The sequence below is a fragment of the Yersinia sp. KBS0713 genome, assembly GCF_005937895.2.
GTDB classification, from domain to species: Bacteria; Pseudomonadota; Gammaproteobacteria; order Enterobacterales; family Enterobacteriaceae; genus Yersinia; species Yersinia bercovieri.
In genome coordinates this window covers 3,852,544-3,871,752 of the sequence record NZ_CP042173.1, presented here as the reverse complement: position 1 = coordinate 3,871,752, position 19,209 = coordinate 3,852,544, and the positions used below count along the sequence as shown (strand labels likewise).

Genomic DNA, 19,209 nt, shown 5'->3' with positions numbered 1-19,209 from the left:
TCTTGAGGTACTGAGGTGTTGGCATTTCGCTATAAAAGAAAAACAGGCATTAACTCAGGGTATTTCTACTGCGACGGCGTTGTAACCACTCTTGAATCAAATGTCGGTGCAGGCTGATGGAGCGCCCGACCACCACTAAAATCAGCAGCGCGCCGGATAGCGCACTGGATATCTGGTTGGGGGTGCCGATCATTTGCAGCCCCTGCTGCAAATAACCCACCAGCAATACCGCCAGTGCTGTGCCGAGAATCGAACCGGAACCGCCGTAGATATTGGCCCCGCCCAACACCACCGCAGTGATGGCGGGCATCAGGAATGATGCCCCCAAATCAGAGCGCGCAGAGCCGAAGTAGGAGACCAGCAAAACGGCAGCAATGGCGGAGGCCATGCCAGTCAGGGCATAGAGCAGGCATAAGGTGCGGGCGACGGGCAGGGCGCTGTAGCGGGCGACGCGACTGTTTTGCCCAATCAGAAAAACATTACGGCCACTGTGGGTGCGGTGCATCAACAGCCAGAACAGCAGCACGCACAGCATAAAGATCACCAGCGGGATGGGCAGGCCGAACAGGGTTTGGTTGGCAAAATCCGTAAAGGCCGTTGGGAAGCCGCCAATACCCTCGTAGCCGGTGGCACCGGAGATCCCCGACAGTAGCAGGGCGCTGCCGCCGAACAGATACATGGTGCCAAGGGTGATAACCAGCGGATTGACGCCGGTGTAGAGGATCAATCCGGCATTAATCAAGCCGCATAATGCGCCGACGATCAGGGTCAGTGGGATCGCCACACTCATTGGCACGCCCGCTTGAAACATCACACCAAGGAATATGGCGCACAATCCGATAGTGGAGCCAAATGAGATATCGATGCCGCCACTGACGATCACCATGGTCAACGGCAGGGCGACGATGCCGATGCAGATAAAATCACTGGTGCTGAACAGCAGCACATTGATATCCAACATGCGCGAATTCGAGAGGCCAAACAGCAGGATCTCCAGCACCAACAAAGCGGCCAGCGCCAGCTCCCATCCGTAACGTCGATAAAGATTCATCGTGCTACTCCTTTCCTGTTGAATGATTTGCCATTCGCCGTCTTGCTGCTGGCCGCTTTTGCTGGGTTGGAGGCGACTTTTTTATTGGTGAGTGACGGTCGGGCAGTGAAACGGGCATATTTCTGCTGGCGGATATTGCGTTCAACGGCGCAGCGCAGGCGGCCATCGAACACCAGCACCCCCAGCAGCACCAAACCGGCGATAAAATCATTCCACCACGCGGGTAGGCGCAGCAGCACGAGCACACTATCGATTTGGGTCAACAGATAAGCCCCGAGAATGGCACCAATGATAGTACCGGTGCCGCCGAGCAGGCTGATCCCGCCGAGTACGCAGGCCGCAATGGCTTTCATCTCCAGCCCGCTGCCGGTCTGGTTGGGGATAAAACCAATTTGTGAGGCAAAAACGATCCCCGCCAGTGCCGCCATCACGCCATTCATTGAGAAGGCAAAAATGCGAATGCTGTCGGTGCGGACACCCAGTTGGCGCGCGCCCTGCAAGTTATCGCCAGTGGCGTAGAAGCTGCGACCAAAGGCGGTTTTGCCCAGCAACCCAGCCATGGTGAGGATCAGCAACATAATCAGCCAGCCAATGGGCGAGACTGAAAACAGTATTGGCGTTGATAAACTTTTCAGATCCGCCGGTAATCCTTCGATCCATTTGCCCCCTGTCAGCAATAGCATCAGGCCGCGATATAACCCCAGTGTCCCCAGTGTGGCGACAATCGCCGGAATGCGTAGCCAGGTGACCAGAATGCCGTTGAAGCAGCCCGCCACCATGCCGACCAGTAGGGCGAACAGGCAGGAGAGCGCCAGCCCGAATCCGGCATTGAGCGCCATGCCGACTGTCACCGCACATAGCCCAGTAATGGAGCCGACGGAGACATCAATATTGCGGGTCAACATCACCAGTGTTGCGCCGATCGCCAGTAGGATCAGGATCTGCGCACTGCTGAAGATCATGGTGAAGGTTTGCATACTGAAGTAATTGCTGTCGATCACGCCGAGCAGGACAAACAGGGCCAAGATCGCCAGCAGCGCGGTGCCTTCACGATTATTCTGAATAAATTTCAACATGATGCGCCCTCATTTTGGGTCGATGGATGGGCGCTGGCATGAGGTTCACCTAAGGCCGTTTGTTCACCAAAAGCCAGATGCATAATGGTATCGACATTCATTGCCTGACCATTGAGTTCGCCACTGACTTCCCCCTGATGCATGACCAAAACGCGATCCACCATCTGCACCACCTCCTCCAGATCAGAGGAGATAAAAATGATCGCCACATGTTGCGCCGCAATACTGCGGATCAATTGATAGATATCACTGCGGGCGGCGACATCAACGCCACGGGTCGGCTCATCAATAATCAGTAGCAATGGGTTGGCCTCCAGACATTTGGCAATCAGCAGCTTTTGCTGGTTACCGCCGGACAGAGTGCGCACCGGCTGCTCCAGATGACTGAATTTAATGTTCAGTGCACGGCGATAGCGCTCCAAAATAGCCGCCTCCTGCGCCGGATGAGTCCACACTCCTTGACTGCCTTGGGTCAGCGAGCAGACATTCCAGCTGAGTGGCGCATCCAGATAGAGGCCGGAGGCCTGGCGGTCTTCCGGCAGATAGACCAGACCTGCCGCTAAGCGGTTGACGGTTTTCATTGTGGTGATATCGATATCCTCCAGCCGGACAGTGCCGCCGCTGGCAGGGCGCAGGCCATACAGGGTTTCGGCCAGCTCGGTTCTACCCGCGCCAACCACCCCCGCCAGCCCAAGAATTTCACCGGCATGGACCTCAAAAGAGAGGTGGGCAAAACCTTCGCCGCTCAGGTCGGTCACCTGAATCACCGGTTGATTAGATTGCGTGCGGGCTTGAGAGCGGCGGTTACCGGGCAGCTCCAGCCAGAGCTTCTGGGTTGCGGATAATTCGCTATTTTTGGCTTGCGGTGTAATCGCCTGAATAATGGTGTCGGTTGAGAAATCCTCGGTGGCGCCGCTCAGGGCAATGCCGCCATCGCGCATCACACTGACCCAATCCGCGAGTTGACGAATTTCCGGTAGTTTATGGGAGATAAACACCACCCCGACGCCTTGCTGCAATAACATTTTGATTTGGCTAAATAAACGGTGGGTTTCTGCGGGTGTTAGTGAGGCGGTTGGCTCATCAAGAATCAAAATTAGTGAGTCACGCATCAAGCCGCGCATGATCTCAACTAACTGCTGATCGGCCACATCCAGCGAACCGGCACGAACCGACAGATCTAAATGGCAACCCAAATCTTTGAGTAGCCGCGCCATCTTCTTTTTGTCGGCCTGATGCTTAGGCAAGCGGAACAGAATGTTCTCCTGTACTGACAGATTGGCAAACAGCATCGGTTCCTGCGGCACCAGATAAATACCCAATTGATGGGCTTTAGCGGGGGTAAGATTCAAGCAGGGCTGCCCATTGATCTCAATGGTGCCGCTATCGGGCGGAAGCACCCCGGCGATGATCTTCATCAGGGTCGATTTACCCGCGCCATTCCCCCCCAGCAGAGCATGAACCTGACCCGGTTGCAGGGTAAAGTCGATACTTTTCAATACCACGACGCCGGAAAACTGCTTGCTGATACCACGTACCTGGAGCAGGGGTGGCGAGGGGGTGACGGTGTGCGGCATCAGTAGCTCCCGATGTGAACAAAAATAATTTAAAATTAAAAGTGTTCAAAAAAGATAGCTGCATATTCCCATTTGTGGCGTAATCAAGATCACATTTTTGTGAATAAAAAAATTTAAATGAAAATATGTTCAAATGTATTGGCTAAGCTGTTAGCGTAGTTATCAATGAATATTTAACATTGATGACGCCGTTTTTGCGTCGAGATACCCAAAGAGCAATGATGAAAGAGAAACCGCTAGTTGCCGTAAAAGAAAAACCCATGTCGTCCAATGATGAATACAAATATCCGGGTAATAGCATGAGTGAAGAGGAACTGCTCGCTCGCATTGCGTGGTTTTATTATCACGATGGCTTAACACAAGGGGATATTGGCGAACTGCTGGGGCTGACCCGATTGAAGGTCTCCAGATTGCTGGAGAAAGGCCGTCAGTCAGGGGTCATCCGGGTACAGATTAATTCACGCTATGAAGGGTGTCTGGAACTGGAAAACCAGCTGCAACAGCATTTTGGCCTCAAGCATATCCGCATCCTGCCTTCGCTGGCTGATCTTAGTATCAGTAGTCGATTGGGGATTGGTGCTGCACATTTATTGATGGCGCTGATTCAACCGCAGCAACTTTTGGCGGTGGGTTTTGGTGAAACCACCATGTGCGCGTTGCAGCATTTGAGTGGTTTTATTGCCTCGCAGCAGGTTCGGCTGGTGACACTCTCGGGCGGTGTTGGCTCTTATATGACCGGAATTGGTCAGTTGGATGCGGCTTGTCAGGTCAGCATTATTCCAGCGCCACTGCGCGCCTCCAGCGCCAAGGTTGCCGACACTTTCCGACAGGAGAACAGTGTCCGTGATGTGATGCTGGCGGCCTGTGCCGCAGATGTCGCGGTGGTTGGTATTGGCTCGGTGAATCAGCAACGGGAAGCCACCATTTTGCGCTCCGGTTATATCAGTGAAGGCGAGCAGCTCATGTTCAGCCGCAAAGGCGCGGTCGGCGATATCCTCGGCTACTTTATGCAGGCGGATGGTGCACTGGCCGCCGATATGCAGATTCACCAAGAGTTGATTGGTATTTCACTGGCGGATCTGACCAACATTCCGACAGTCATTGGCGTCGCAGGTGGGGTTGAGAAGTCAGAAGCGATAGTGGCCGCGTTGAAAGGGAGGTATGTGAATGCCCTGGTGACTGATGAGCTGACCGCGCGGGCTATGATTAAATTGATTTGATTGGCTATTTTACTCACCAGCTGCAGTTTACGCGGTGCGCACCTAATGTGGCTGTAGCAATAACACCCATGGTTTTCAGTTATTTTCAGCAGATTTTTTTATGGCAGTAGAGGATAGATTTATTCACGAATTTATATAAAAACTAATCGAAGCAGAGGATCGAATAATGAATCAACTCTCATCGACTGACTACCTGATGGCACTGGATGCCGGTACTGGCAGTGTTCGGGCTGTGATATTTGACCTTAATGGCAATCAGATTGCCGCCGGACAGGCTGAGTGGCTGCATCTGCCGGTGCCCGATGTCCCAGGGTCGATGGAGTTTGATTTAACCACCAACTGGAAGCTCACTTGTCAGTGCATCCGTCAGGCACTGCATCTGGCGGGGTTGCCCGCCAGTGCTATCCGCGCCGTGGCGGCTTGCTCAATGCGCGAGGGCATTGTGCTCTATGACCGCAGCGGCAAACCTATCTGGGCCTGTGCCAATGTGGATGCGCGTGCCAGCCGTGAAGTTAGCGAGCTGAAAGAGCTGCACGATAACGGCTTTGAGTTCGAGGTGTATCAGTGCTCTGGCCAAACGCTGGCACTGAGCGCGATGCCGAGGCTATTGTGGTTGGCGCACTACCGCCCGGATATCTATCGTCAGGCGGGGACACTGACCATGATTAGCGACTGGCTGGCCAATATGCTCAGTGGCGAACTGGCGGTCGACCCCTCCAATGCCGGCACGACTGGCATGTTGGATTTAGTCACCCGCAACTGGCAACCCAACCTGCTGGAGATGGCGGGGTTACGTGCCGATATTCTCTCGCCGGTCAAAGAGACGGGCACCTTGCTCGGCCATGTCACGGCGCAAGCCGCCGCAGAGTGTGGTTTGTTGGTCGGCACACCGGTGGTGATGGGGGGCGGCGACGTACAGCTTGGCTGTTTAGGCTTGGGGGTTGTGAAACCGGGGCAGACGGCGGTACTGGGCGGCACTTTTTGGCAGCAGGTGGTCAACTTGCCGCAGCCGATTACCGATCCCAATATGAATACGCGGATTAACCCCCATGTCATTCCCGGCATGGTGCAAGCGGAATCCATCAGCTTCTTTACCGGCCTGACCATGCGTTGGTTCCGCGATGCATTTTGCGCGGAAGAGAAGTTACTGGCGCAGCGGCTGGGTATTGATACCTATAGCTTACTGGAGGATATGGCGGCACGGGTGCCGGCAGGCGCTTACGGCGTGATGCCGATTTTCTCTGATGTGATGCGCTTTAAATCCTGGTATCACGCCGCCCCCTCCTTTATAAATCTCTCCCTCGACCCTGAAAAGTGTAACAAAGCCACCTTATTTCGTGCATTGGAGGAGAATGCCGCCATCGTCTCGGCCTGCAATTTAGCGCAAATTGCCGAATTCTCTGGGGTCAAAGCCTCCTCGCTGGTCTTTGCGGGTGGCGGTTCCAAAGGCAAACTGTGGAGCCAGATTTTGGCTGATGTGACGGGAATTCCGGTTCGTGTGCCAGTGGTTAAAGAGGCCACCGCCTTGGGCTGCGCCATCGCCGCGGGCGTGGGTGTCGGGCTTTATGAGACGCTGGATACTACCGGTGAGCGGCTGGTGCGCTGGGAGCGGGAGTATACGCCAAACACTGAGCATCAAGCGCTCTATCAGGCGGCAAAAACCAATTGGCAAGCGGTGTATACCGATCAGTTGACACTGGTGGACAGCGGGTTGACGACATCGCTTTGGAAAGCGCCGGGAATTAAATAAACGATTGCCATGCAGTAAACGGCTGATATAGCATTATTACCCCCTTTCGTTGCCGATGATGGCGCATTCGATGATGAATACATCAAACAAGACAGAATCAACTGCCGGGCAACCCACGCCTATTGCTCAGCAAGGGCCACATCACTTGCCGGAAATATTGCGGGAGAAAGGCAATATTCAGCGCATTTTGGTCATAAAGTTACGCCATTTCGGCGATGTTCTCTTAACGACGCCGCTCCTGAGCACACTAAAAGCCAACTACCCACAGGCAAAAATTGATGTGCTACTGTATGGCGGCACGCAAGAGATGCTACGGGAGAACAGCACCGTCAATCATGCGTTTATTGTCGATCGTGGCCTCAAACATGCGGGCTTCACCGCACAAATTAGCGGCGAAAAAGCCCTATTTAGCGCATTGAAAGCAGACCATTATGATCTGATCCTCAACTTATCTGATCAATGGCGTGCCGCCGCCTATTGCCGCTTACTCAAACCGGGTTTCAGTATTGGTTTTCATTACCCGAAACGGGACACCTGGCTATGGCGCTACTGCCACTCCACCCTGGTTGACATCCCCCATGCCGCAGAACGGCATACGGTGCTCAATAATCTCGATATCCTCGCGCCACTGCAACTAACTGATATCATTACTGATGTCACTATGGCATATGGCCCACAGGATATTGAGCGGGTAAAACAGCTGTGCCAACAGCGCAATATCAACGATTACATCTTGATTCAACCTTCTGCCCGCTGGAAATTCAAAACTTGGGCCAGTGAGTCATTCAGTCAACTGATAAACCATCTCACTGAGCAAGGTGAAACGGTATTGTTAACTGGCGGTAAAGATCAGGCTGAGCTGGACTATATCGCTGAAATCATTGCAGGATGTGCGCAACCAGAGCGTGTCATCAATCTATCTGGCCTCTTAGCGCTGCCAGAACTGGCAGTATTGATTGATAACGCGAAGCTATTCATTGGTGTCGATTCAGTAGCAATGCATATGGCCGCCGCCTTACAAACGCCGGCTGTGGTGCTATTTGGCCCCAGCAACCTTAACCAATGGCATCCGTGGCAGGCTCCGCACACCCTGTTGTGGGCCGGACACTACCGCACTTTGCCACAGCCTAATGAGATAGATACCGACACCACCGACCGTTATCTGAACGCCATTCCAGTTAATGAGGTGATAGATGCAGTGGATTCCTGGCGAATTGCCAAAGGAAATTAATGTATCAGCCGTTTTGTTTCCCCCAACCAGCCTGAGCTGAGAGAATTATGACAACTTTATCGCCGGCAAATCCGGTCAATCGTCGCAGTGAGATGCTGTGTAGTGTCGCTGCATTACTGTTGGGTATTGGTATAGCAACTAATAATCAATTGATGAATATTTCATTGGTGCTGATTATTATCTCTCTGATTATCAATAGAAAATCACTTGAAATTAAGTCATTCCTAACCAGCCCGCTGGTCTATCTGCCGGCCGTGATGTTTGCACTGCTAGCGCTATCATTGCTGTATCAAAACAACAGCTATGGCCCTGATATGGTGGAGAAATATAAAAAACTTCTCTATGTATTGCCATTGGCGCTGTTCTTTGTGCACCAGCCTCGGTTGATCAAACTGTTTTGTATCGGGTTTTTGGTCGCTAATGCGGTGATATTGGTCGGAACACTGATGGTCGGGGTGTTACATATTCCGTTGGGCAACGTAGATCCAACCAATCCAACCATCTTTAAGCTGCAAATTACCCAAAACTTCTTTATGGCACTGGCGGCGTTGCTCTGGTTAGCTCTGGCGTTTAAGAGCCAGGGTTGGAAACGCTGGGGTTACGGTCTGCTGGTAGTGGCTGCCAGTTACAGCATCCTGTTCTTAGTTCTGGGCAGAACCGGTTATGTGGCGCTGGTGGTGGGCTTGGGTGTGTGGCTATTCTTCTCACTGGGCAATCGTCAGCGGTTAACCTTAGTGCTGCTCGGCATCGTCGCTTTCGCGGCTTTGGTATTCATCCCCAATAAAGCCACTGACCGTATCGTACAGGGCGTCAATGAAATAAGAGTGTGTGTCGCCGCTTCATCAAGTGATGCCTATGAGGCATGTAGCTCCTCAATGGGGCAGCGCTTTGCGTTTGCGATTGAAGCCAGCCGTTTGTTTAAAGAAGCCCCTATCTTAGGCCACGGTGCGGGCGGATTTTATTATGGCAACCCAGAAAACGGTTATTCAGTTAATAATCCGCACAATGAATATTTGATCGAAACGGTTCATTCAGGTGTGGTTGGTTTACTGATCTTCCTAGCGTGGATTGTCTGTTGTTATCGCGTGATTTGGCAACAAACACCACTGTTGCGCAATGTGCTACTGGCGGTATTAACCAGCTATATGGCATGCAACTTCTTCAACTCATTCCTGTTGGATTCATCAGAGGGTCACCTGTTTATGATCTTCGTGGCGATTCTGGCGGGTTATTCCGTTGCGGGTACGCAACAGGTATCGGATAAGCGGCTGACCGAATAGCGCACACCTCTCGCGAATATAATATGCTAAGTAACGGCTCCCAATGGGAGCCGTTTTTCGTTGTACGGTTATATTTTTTCTACTGCAGATCTAACGTTATCAAAGATTAGTTCATGATAAGACGCCCCTAAAATGAGAGAGATAACTTTAACAAAACTAACAATAGGTATATTTGAGCTAGGGGGTATTGAATGAGATGTAAGTTCACACTAAATCGACATATTTTCTTTACGTTTTGCTTTTTAAAACGAAAAGTGCTGAATGATGGTGTGTTGATAGCCTTGTATTCTTAGTGTTTTCATCAGGATAGCGGTAGAGAGCAATTGTTAAAATTTGAGTGACAATCGCCGATGAAACATAAATGAAGTCTAAATGAAATGAAAATAGTGATTACTTTCATGCAGGCTTAATTGATTTTTTTCACCAGAGCAGTCAGGTGAGAAAGATATAAAAATGGCCTGTTGTCCTATTTGATAAAAATCAAAATAGGGTGTGTCAACACTGTAATTATCTGATTATGGCGCTCAAAAAAAGAGCTAATGGAGGGGCGAAAACGTGAGCGAGTAGAGAGTTTTAATATAAGGCTATTTTATATTTTCAATATAGCTGAATTTTCATTAATTCATTGAAAATAAATGATATTTTTATTTTTCAATCAATAGTAGAGCATTAAGATTAGACCAGCCCTCTATAGAGAGCAAGATAACATGCACACTTATTTCTCCTCTTGTGCTGTTGAATAAACGGACATGCAAGAAATATCTCAAATAGCAGATAGGGGAAACAGATATCTATGCTAGTGGTGTGGCGTTAATACAGTGAATTAAGCTGATGAGTGGTTTTTTGAATAGGTAAAAAGATGATGTGGATCACTATTAAGAAATTTTGATGTATGTAATAATTTTTGCAAACATTTACATATTGAAAGCCTTGGTCTACTTTTCCGACATTGATGCAATAGTTTTAAAGGAAGCTATGATCACTATGTATTTATATTGATAAGTGGGTCCGGGCTAATCTGTTTGTGGGATAAACAGAACTTACATTTAACTTAATTTATCCAACGTCACTGAGATCATCATGGCCAATTCATCTGCGAATAAATTATCTTTACCGGCCCTAACCTCATTAGTGGTTGGGTCAATGATCGGGGCAGGTATATTTTCATTACCGGCGACATTTGGACGAGCTACGGGTGGGTTTGGCGCACTTATTGCGTGGTGTATAGCCGGTGGTGGTATGTTAATGCTGGCTTTTGTTTTTCAAACATTAGCGCAGCGTAAACCTAATCTTGATTCTGGTGTATTCATTTATGCCAAAGAGGGCTTTGGGGATTATCTTGGTTTTGCCTCGGCATTAGGTTTTTGGGCGGGGACCTGTATTGGTAACGTCTCTTATTTCGTTCTTATCAAATCAACGCTAGGGGCATTCTTCCCGATATTTGGTGATGGCAATACCATTCCAGCTGTATTAGTTGCCTCAGTTATTTTATGGGGATTCCATATCCTGATATTGCGGGGTGTTAAAGAAGCGGCGGCCATTAATACCATTGCCACCTTCGCAAAAATAATTCCTATATTCATTTTCGTCATTGTATTGATTTTTGCCTTTAAGGGCGATGTGTTCGCACTGAACTTCTGGGGCGCACCTGATGTGGTCAAAAGTGTGGATCTATCCCACCTGAATGATTATGGCTATGTTGGTCATGCTGCTGCGGTTATGCCGCCAGTTGCTGAACCTGAGTCTCTATTCTCCCAAGTGCGTAGCACCATGTTGGTTACCGTCTTTGTCTTCCTGGGCATCGAAGGGGCGAGCGTCTATTCACGTTATGCCAAAGAACGCAGCCATGTGGGTATTGCAACCGTTTTGGGTTTCATTGGTGTGCTGTGTCTGTTGGTACTGATCACCATGCTCTCTTACGGTGTGCTGTTGCGCCCAGATCTGGCGGCGCTACGTCAGCCATCCATGGCGGGGGTACTGGAAGCTATTGTCGGCCGCTGGGGCGCAATTTTCATCAGTATTGGTCTGATTATCTCGGTGTTGGGGGCTTATTTATCCTGGTCACTGCTGGCAGCAGAAGTGCTGTTCTCAGCGGCTAAGAGTAAAAGTATGCCAAAAGTCTTCGGGACAGAAAACAGCAATGCAGTACCTTCCGCAGCCGTTTGGCTGACCAATATCTTTATTCAAGTGTTCTTAATTCTGACACTGTTTACGGATTATGCTTTCCAATTGGCGTTGGAGTTAACCAGTTCATTAACCCTGATCCCTTATTTGTTGGTCGGGGCTTACGGGTTAAAACTGGCATGGACGGGTGAGACTTACGAAACCAACAAAGTTGGTCACAGAAAAGATTTAATTTTTGCCCTCATTGCGACTCTCTACTCTGCACTGATGATTTACGCAGGTGGCATGAAGTACTTGCTGCTGTCGGCCATTATTTATGGTCCAGGCACCATTTTGTATCTGATTGCCAAACGTGAGCAGCAGCAAAAAGCCTTTAATAGCTACGAAAGAGTACTGTTTATTGTTCTGATTGTTGCTGCGGTCGCTGCGATATATAGCATCGCCACCGGAATTATCACTATATAATTTATTGGAGTTCTTATGTCAGATAAAGCTAAGAAAACTCACGCCAAGACCAAGTTTGGCGTTCACTCTGAAGTCGGCCAGTTGCATAAAGTGATGGTATGCGCCCCCGGTCGCGCCCATAACCGCCTGACCCCCAGTAATTGTGATGAATTATTATTTGATGATGTGTTGTGGGTAGAGAGAGCCAAGCGCGACCACTTCGATTTTATGACCAAAATGCGCGAACGTGGTGTCGATGTGGTCGAGATGCACAATCTGCTGGCCGAAACGGTGGCTATTCCGGCAGCGAAAAAATGGATTCTGGATCAGCAAATTGTGCCCAATGAAGTCTCACTAGGCATTTTGCATGAAACCCGCAGCTATCTGGAGAGTTTGGAGCCGCGTGTATTAGCTGAAGTGTTGATTGGTGGGTTATCGACCACAGAGCTGCATAATGACGGCAAATGCGACAAAGAGGAACTTAAGCTGATTCGCGAAGCGGTTGGCATCACTGAATACCTGTTGCCGCCGCTGCCAAACACACTCTACACCCGTGATACTACCTGCTGGATCTATGGCGGCGTCACCTTGAATCCGCTGTATTGGCCAGCGCGTCATGAAGAGACCATCCTGACCACCGCAATCTATAAATTCCACCCTGACTTTGGCGACGCCAATGTGAAAGTTTGGTGGGGTGACCCGACACAGCATCATGGCTCCGCCACATTGGAAGGCGGCGATGTGATGCCAATCGGCAACAAAACGGTATTAATTGGCATGAGTGAGCGCACCTCTCATCAGGCTATCACCCAATTGGCACAATCGCTGTTTAAAAATAGCGAAGGGCAGGTGGAGCGCGTGATGATTGCCGCCATGCCTAAACTGCGTGCCGCCATGCACCTGGATACCGTGTTCACTTTCTGCGATCGCGATGTGGTGACCTTGTATCCGGCGATTGTTAATCAGATTCAAACCTTCTCACTGCGCCCAGACAATGGCCCGACCGGCATTAAGTTAAGCCGCGATAAAGGCACCTTTGTTGAAGCGGTTGCCGGCGCATTGAACCTGAAAAAACTGCGTGTGGTTGAGACGGAAGGTAACGATTACGACACCGAACGTCAGCAGTGGGACAGCGGCAATAACATGGTCGCGCTCTCTCCTGGTGTGGTATTGGCTTATGACCGCAACACCAAAACCAACACTCAGCTACGTAAAGAGGGGGTGGAAGTGATTGAGATTGTGGGTAGTGAATTGGGCCGTGGACGTGGAGGCGGTCACTGCATGACCTGCCCAATCATCCGGGATACCGTTGATTACTAATGCTTTTATCCCATTGTGTTGCATCGGGCTAGCTGCAACGCCAATGGCTTTGGGCATTAATTGGGTTGATTAGCTCGGTGCTCTTAAAAAAATCGCCGATAGTGAGTAGCGTGTAGCGCTATTTTGCTATCGGCGTTTTAATGTTGAAAAGTGATGGGCTGAGATGAAAAGTATTACCGATTGAAATACCTTTATGGCGGGTGTTTTTTGCTGATAGTGACTCTGACTACCCTGTTTGCCTTCCAAAATAGCGGCTCAGTGAACTTATCTTTACTTTACGCGCAAATAACACTACCCATTCCGGTGCTAATTGTGCTGATCTACTTTTTAGGAATGTTTACCGGGGGATTATTAATCACACTGATAAGAGCGCTAGTGCGCCGTATGTCACAGGAAAAAGTGGCGCAAAAAACAGATAAAAAAGTGTGAATAATCAATCTGCGATAATTTTTAAAATCCGACTCAATGAGATCTTATAGTGAAGATAAAAACAGTAGTCACTCTGCTAGTAACGTTTCTACTCGCGGCCTGCGACCGAACTCCCCCTGAAGTCGTAGAGAGTGTACGTCCGGTAAAAATATTTATCGTCGAAGATAGCGGTCAAAATGGGACGCGCTATTTTCCCGCGCGGTTACAAGCTGGCGATGAAACTCAGCTCTCCTTTAAACGCAGTGGGCAGCTGCAACAGCTGCTGGTACGTGAAGGTGAGCAGGTGAAGAGAGGCCAGGTTATCGCCAAACTGAACGACACTGATCTCAACTTACGTGTTCGCGATCGCCAATCGACCTTTAATCTGGCGCGTGATCAATTCAACCGTTTCAATACCTTACAAGGCCAGCGTGCGGTCTCTCGTGCCGAATTAGATGTTCGTCGCGCTGAGATGGAGTCTGCCCGTGCGGGTCTGGAAATTGCGCAAAAAGAGCTGAGTGATGCGACCATCACCGCACCATTTGATGGCATTATCGCCAATGTGAGTGCGCGTAACCATCAGGTCATGGCCCCAGGTCAGGCGGTGGCGACATTGAGTGCGCTGGATACCTTAGATGTGGTGTTCAGTGTGCCGGAGCGCCTGTTTACCACGCTGGACATCAGCAATCGCAACTATAAGCCAACGGTATTACTCAACCATATGCCAGGGCGCGAATTTATTGCTGAATATAAAGAGCATACCACCACCACCAGCTCAGCCTCGCAGACCTTCCAGGTCACTCTGACCATGAAGCGCCCAGCGGATATGCCGCTGCTTTCTGGGATTAGTGGTCGGGTCAGAATCAACTCCGGCACTCTGTCTGGCACTGACCATCCGACCATTGTGGTGCCTGTGGAGGCGGTATTTAACCCTGACAGCGCCCAATTAAATGATGCGCGCGTATGGGTCATCAAGAGTGATGATGGTCAGATGCACGTTGAAGAGCGCAAAGTGCAGGTGGGCCAGTTGACCGAGAACGGCATTCAAGTGACCTCCGGTCTGGCGGATGGCGAACAGATCGTCTCTGCAGGCACCGGTGAGCTTCGGCCAAATCAAGTGGTCCGGGCCTGGGTTCGTGAGCGAGGTCTCTGATGAAAGTTCTTGATAATTTTATCAGTAATAACACCCGTATCTGGCTAACGATTCTGTTGCTGGGTATTGGCGGTGTTATTGCCTATCTCAATATAGGTAGGCTGGAAGATCCGGCTTTTACCATCAAAACGGCGGTGGTTGTCACCCGCTATGATGGTGCCTCGGCGCAACAAGTTGAGGAAGAGGTCACGCTGCCGCTGGAGAATGCCATTCAGGAGCTATCCTATGTCGATGATGTGACGTCGATTTCCAGTGCTGGCTTATCGCAAATCACCATCAATATTCGCGCACAATACGGCGCGAATGAGTTACCGCAAATCTGGGATGAATTGCGGCGTAAAATCAACGATAACAGTGTGCGCTTACCACCGGGGGCCAGTGCGCCCATGGTCAACGATGACTTTGGCGATGTCTACGGCTTCTTCTTCTCGCTAACCGGTGATGGCTACAGTAATCAGGATCTGCGCAATTTTGCCGAACAGCTGCGCCGTGAACTGGTACTGGTGCCGGGGGTCGGTAAAGTGGGCATCGTGGGGATTCTGCCGGAAGAGGTGCAGGTGGAGATCTCCCGCGCTCAGATGACGGCTGCCGGTATCACGCCACAACAGCTATCCGATTTACTCGCCCGCCAAAACGTGGTGTCCGATGCCGGTCAGCTACAGGTAGGTAGTGAGTCGATACGTTTGCATCCGACTGGTGAATTCCAAAGCGTACAAGAGCTGGGAAATCTATTAGTCAGCCAGCCGGGCAGCCCAAAAAGTGTCTATCTGCGCGATATCGCGACAGTAACGCAGGGCTTTGGTCATTCGCCAACCAATATCTATCGTGCTAATGGTAAGCCCGCGCTGGCCTTGGGGATCTCATTTGCTCCAAATGTCAACGTAGTCAATGTGGGTAATGCCATCAAAGCCCGACTGGCACAGCTCGAAGGTGAGCGCCCGTCAGGTATGCATATCAACGTGTTCTACGACCAATCTCATGAAGTGGAAGGGGCGGTTAACGGCTTTATCCTTAACTTCCTACTGGCGCTGTTGATTGTTGTTGTCACCCTGCTGATTTTCATGGGGGTACGCAGCGGCGTGGTGATAGCCATCTCGCTGGCACTTAACGTACTCGGCACCTTGCTTATTATGTGGCTATTCAATATCGAGCTACAGCGGGTGTCGCTCGGGGCATTGATTATCGCGCTAAGTATGTTGGTGGATAACGCCATTGTGGTGGTGGAGGGCGTGGTGGTTGGCCGCCAGCGAGGTGAAAGCCTCTCGACGGCCATCGGCAATGTGGTGAAGCGCTCAATGATGCCGCTGCTTGGGGCGACAGTCATCGCGATTCTCGCCTTTGCACCTATTGGCCTGTCCAATGATGCGACCGGCGAATATTGTAAATCACTATTCCAAGTGCTGCTGATCTCGCTGATGTTGAGCTGGATTACCGCGCTGACACTCACGCCAGTCTTCTCCAAATGGGCATTTCAGGGCCAAAAACCGGCGCAAGAGGAGGCTGATAAACCCGCCAGGCAGCCTTATGATGGCTGGTTATTCCGCTACTACCGCATCATCCTGAATAAATTACTGCAACATCGCAGTATCACCTTGCTGCTGCTGGCGGCACTGTTGGTGGCCTCGGTGGTCGGTTTTGGTAATGTTCGCCAAAGCTTCTTCCCGCCATCGAACACGCCAATCTTCTTCGTGGATATCTGGCTGCCATACGGCACAGATATCGGCTATACCGAAGACGTTGCGGCGAAAGTTGAGCAATACATCAAACAGCAGAAAGGCGTTGAGGACACCATGGCGACCATTGGTCAGGGTGCGATGCGCTTTATGCTGACCTACAACGCCCAGCGCCACTATCCGAACTACGCGCAGGTGATGGTCCGTGCCGAACAGCTGGACCAAATCCCGGGCTTGGTAAGTGAAATCGAATCCTACATGCATGACGAGTACCCGCAGGTTGACGCGCAGATCAAGCGCATCATGTTCGGGCCGTCAAACAATAGCTCTATCGAAGCCCGCTTTATTGGGCCAGATCCCGATGTGCTGCGGACATTGGCAGCCCAAGCGGAGAAAGCGATCATTGCTGATCCGATGGCCGATGGGGCAAGGCATGATTGGCAAGATCGTAGCAAAATGATCCGGCCACAATTCTCCGACTATTTGGGTCGCGAGTTGGGCGTGGATAAACGTGAAGTTGATGGTACGTTGCGCATGAGTTTTGGCGGTCTTCCGGTCGGGTTATACCGTGATGGCACCCGCTTGATGCCGATTGTCCTGCGCACACCAGACTCAGAGCGGCTCAATGCTGAACGGCTCAACGATGTGATGGTGTGGAGTCAGGCGCGACAAGCTTTTATCCCGATCGACAACGTGGTCACCAGTTTTGAAACTGAGTGGGAAGATCCGCTAATTATGCGCCTGGATCGTAAGCGCACACTGACGGTTCAGACCGACCCGACTCAACAGGGGGACGAAACCTCCTCCGAGCTGCTGCAGCGCATCAAACCAGGTGTTGACGCAATTCAACTGCCACGCGGCTATGAGCTCGAATGGGGCGGTGACTACGAAAGTACCAAAGAAGCACAACGGGGTATTTTTATCAGTTTACCGATCGCATTCCTGATTATGTTTGTGGTGACAGTCTTGATGTTCAGCTCAGTGCGTAACGCGCTGGCTATCTGGCTGACTGTCCCGTTGGCATTAATCGGTGTGACCTTTGGCTTCTTGCTCACCGGTATCCCGTTTGGCTTTATGGCCCTGCTGGGGCTGCTCAGTCTGAGCGGAATGTTGATACGTAACGGCATTGTGCTGGTGGAAGAGATTGGCTTACAGCGGCAGGAAAAACCGCTACGCGAGGCCATTATCGATGCTTCTACCGCCCGTCTGCGACCTATCATGCTGACCGCATTTACCACAGTACTGGGGCTGGCACCGCTGCTTAGTGATGCTTTCTTCCAAAGTATGGCGGTGGTAATTATGTTTGGTCTGGGCTTCGCAACGGTGCTGACATTGCTGGTGCTGCCAGTGATTTATAGCTCCATGAACCCAGAGCCTAAAGAAAAAACCCATGATGAGCCAGTGAGTGAATAACCGCTAACATCGCGTGAGAGTCTTAAAAAGCTGCCCTTTTATCGGGCAGTTTTTTTTATGGTCGATAGCCACGATACTATCCTGCAATGAGCACATTTATAATTCTGTGCGCCACTTCTCTTCCTGCCCCTGTGCACGACTCCTCGCGTTCCAATATGAAACTTAACTCATGCAACTATGTTCCATAATGGAACGTTTTCACCAATGATTCTCAGCCTATTTTTTGCGCTTATAGTAATGACAGTTTCATTAATTAGTCTAAAAATCATTCATTATTGCCTTAACTCTTACGCTACAGGAGCAAGATATGCTGAAAGTCATTCAATCTCCGTCTAAATATATCCAAGGTGCCAATGCGCTACAGTCCATTGGTGCGTTTGCTAAGTTGTTGGCTAATAACTATTTTATCATCGCTGATGATTTTGTCATGAAGTTGACGGCGGATACAGTCAGTTCCAGCCTGCATGGCAGTGAGCTGGAAAATCACTTTAGCCGCTTTAACGGCGAATGCTCTCGTCAGGAAATCGAACGCCTGACGGTTGAGCTGAAAAAACACCACTGTAATGGGGTGATTGGTATTGGTGGTGGGAAAACTCTCGATACGGCTAAAGCAATTGCTCACTATCAGCACATCCCGGTTATTGTGGTGCCGACCATTGCCTCTACCGATGCACCGACCAGTGCTTTGTCAGTGATTTATACCGAACAGGGCGAGTTTGCTGAGTACCTGATATACCCGAAAAACCCAGATATCGTGCTGATGGATTCAGCTATTATCGCCAAAGCACCGGTGCGCTTGCTGATCTCAGGGATGGGTGATGCACTCTCCACTTACTTTGAAGCGCAAGCTTGTTTTGATGCCAAAGCCATCAGCATGGCGGGGGGCGCGTCCACTTTGGCGGCCGTCACGCTGGCTCGCTTATGTTACGAAACTCTGCTGGCAGAAGGCTATAAAGCCAAATTGGCGGTAGAAGCGGGTGTCGTCACTGAGGCGGTAGAACGCATCATTGAAGCCAATACTTATCTGAGTGGTATTGGTTTTGAAAGTAGTGGCCTGGCAGCGGCTCACGCTATCCACAACGGCTTCACGGTGTTGGAAGAGTGCCACCACCTCTACCACGGTGAGAAAGTCGCCTTCGGTACGCTGACACAGCTCGTGCTACAAAACAGCAGCATGGAAGAGATCGAAACTGTGCTCTCATTCTGCCAGCAACTGGGTCTGCCAATTACATTGGCAGAAATGGGGGTCACACAAGATATTGAGCGCAAAATCCAAGCTGTGGCACAGGCAAGTTGTGCGGAAGGTGAGACCATCCACAACATGCCGTTTGCCGTGACTCCAGACAGTGTTTATGCCGCCATCATCGTGGCTGACAGTTTAGGACAGGCGTTTCTTAACTAAAGGGTTCGGCAGGCCCATTGATAGATAGACAAGCTAACTGACCGAGTTTGCCGGTGCCCCTCATCATCGGCAGCTCTGTTCTCCAGC

The 19,209-nt window shown here is 50.5% G+C and carries 13 protein-coding genes; 10 read left to right on the top strand and 3 right to left on the bottom strand.

The window, feature by feature from the left end; genetic code table 11:
- Positions 1–49 precede the first annotated feature (49 nt).
- From lsrD to lsrA, 3 genes are read right to left on the bottom strand one after another with little or no spacing between them, the layout of a single operon-like run.
- Complete coding sequence (lsrD, locus tag FFE93_RS18365) at positions 50–1,051, bottom strand: autoinducer 2 ABC transporter permease LsrD (protein ID WP_032896414.1); 1,002 nt, start codon at positions 1,049–1,051, stop codon at positions 50–52.
- Positions 1,048–2,127, bottom strand: a complete 1,080-nt coding sequence (lsrC, locus tag FFE93_RS18360; protein WP_138775718.1) for an autoinducer 2 ABC transporter permease LsrC — start codon at positions 2,125–2,127, stop codon at positions 1,048–1,050. The genes lsrD and lsrC overlap by 4 nt, the downstream gene beginning before the upstream one ends.
- Complete coding sequence (gene lsrA / locus FFE93_RS18355; RefSeq protein WP_054872319.1) at positions 2,121–3,704, bottom strand: autoinducer 2 ABC transporter ATP-binding protein LsrA; 1,584 nt, start codon at positions 3,702–3,704, stop codon at positions 2,121–2,123. The genes lsrC and lsrA overlap by 7 nt, the downstream gene beginning before the upstream one ends.
- Before the next feature lie 221 nt (positions 3,705–3,925).
- Between lsrA and lsrR the strand changes: the two genes are divergently transcribed.
- From lsrR to FFE93_RS18300, 10 genes are all read left to right on the top strand, one after another.
- Entirely contained in the window at positions 3,926–4,924 is a 999-nt protein-coding gene (gene lsrR, locus FFE93_RS18345) for a transcriptional regulator LsrR (RefSeq protein WP_032896410.1), read from the top strand.
- Between the two features lie 166 nt (positions 4,925–5,090).
- On the top strand, positions 5,091–6,674 hold the full coding sequence (gene lsrK, locus FFE93_RS18340; RefSeq protein WP_186367673.1) for an autoinducer-2 kinase: 1,584 nt from the start codon (positions 5,091–5,093) through the stop codon (positions 6,672–6,674).
- A gap of 70 nt (positions 6,675–6,744) precedes the next feature.
- Positions 6,745–7,905: a putative lipopolysaccharide heptosyltransferase III gene (rfaQ, locus tag FFE93_RS18335; protein WP_138775716.1), complete on the top strand. Its 1,161-nt coding sequence runs from the start codon at positions 6,745–6,747 to the stop codon at positions 7,903–7,905.
- 47 nt (positions 7,906–7,952) lie between these two features.
- Positions 7,953–9,185, top strand: coding sequence for an O-antigen ligase family protein (locus FFE93_RS18330; protein WP_005270857.1), 1,233 nt, complete (start codon positions 7,953–7,955; stop codon positions 9,183–9,185).
- A gap of 1,080 nt (positions 9,186–10,265) precedes the next feature.
- Positions 10,266–11,774 carry an amino acid permease gene (locus FFE93_RS18325; RefSeq protein WP_005270855.1) on the top strand — a complete coding sequence of 503 codons (1,509 nt, stop codon included), beginning with the start codon at positions 10,266–10,268 and terminating at the stop codon, positions 11,772–11,774.
- Between the two features lie 15 nt (positions 11,775–11,789).
- Entirely contained in the window at positions 11,790–13,073 is a 1,284-nt protein-coding gene (gene arcA, locus FFE93_RS18320; protein WP_138775714.1) for an arginine deiminase, read from the top strand.
- A gap of 180 nt (positions 13,074–13,253) precedes the next feature.
- Positions 13,254–13,502: a lipopolysaccharide assembly protein LapA domain-containing protein gene (locus FFE93_RS18315; RefSeq protein WP_032896406.1), complete on the top strand. Its 249-nt coding sequence runs from the start codon at positions 13,254–13,256 to the stop codon at positions 13,500–13,502.
- A 49-nt stretch (positions 13,503–13,551) separates the two neighbouring features.
- Positions 13,552–14,634, top strand: coding sequence for an efflux RND transporter periplasmic adaptor subunit (locus FFE93_RS18310; protein WP_032896403.1), 1,083 nt, complete (start codon positions 13,552–13,554; stop codon positions 14,632–14,634).
- Positions 14,634–17,720 (top strand): efflux RND transporter permease subunit, encoded by a 3,087-nt coding sequence (locus tag FFE93_RS18305; protein WP_138775712.1) that lies wholly within the window; start codon positions 14,634–14,636, stop codon positions 17,718–17,720. Before FFE93_RS18310 ends, FFE93_RS18305 begins: the two co-directional genes overlap by 1 nt.
- Before the next feature lie 307 nt (positions 17,721–18,027).
- Entirely contained in the window at positions 18,028–19,122 is a 1,095-nt protein-coding gene (locus FFE93_RS18300) for a glycerol dehydrogenase (protein ID WP_054872316.1), read from the top strand.
- Positions 19,123–19,209: the final 87 nt, after the last annotated feature.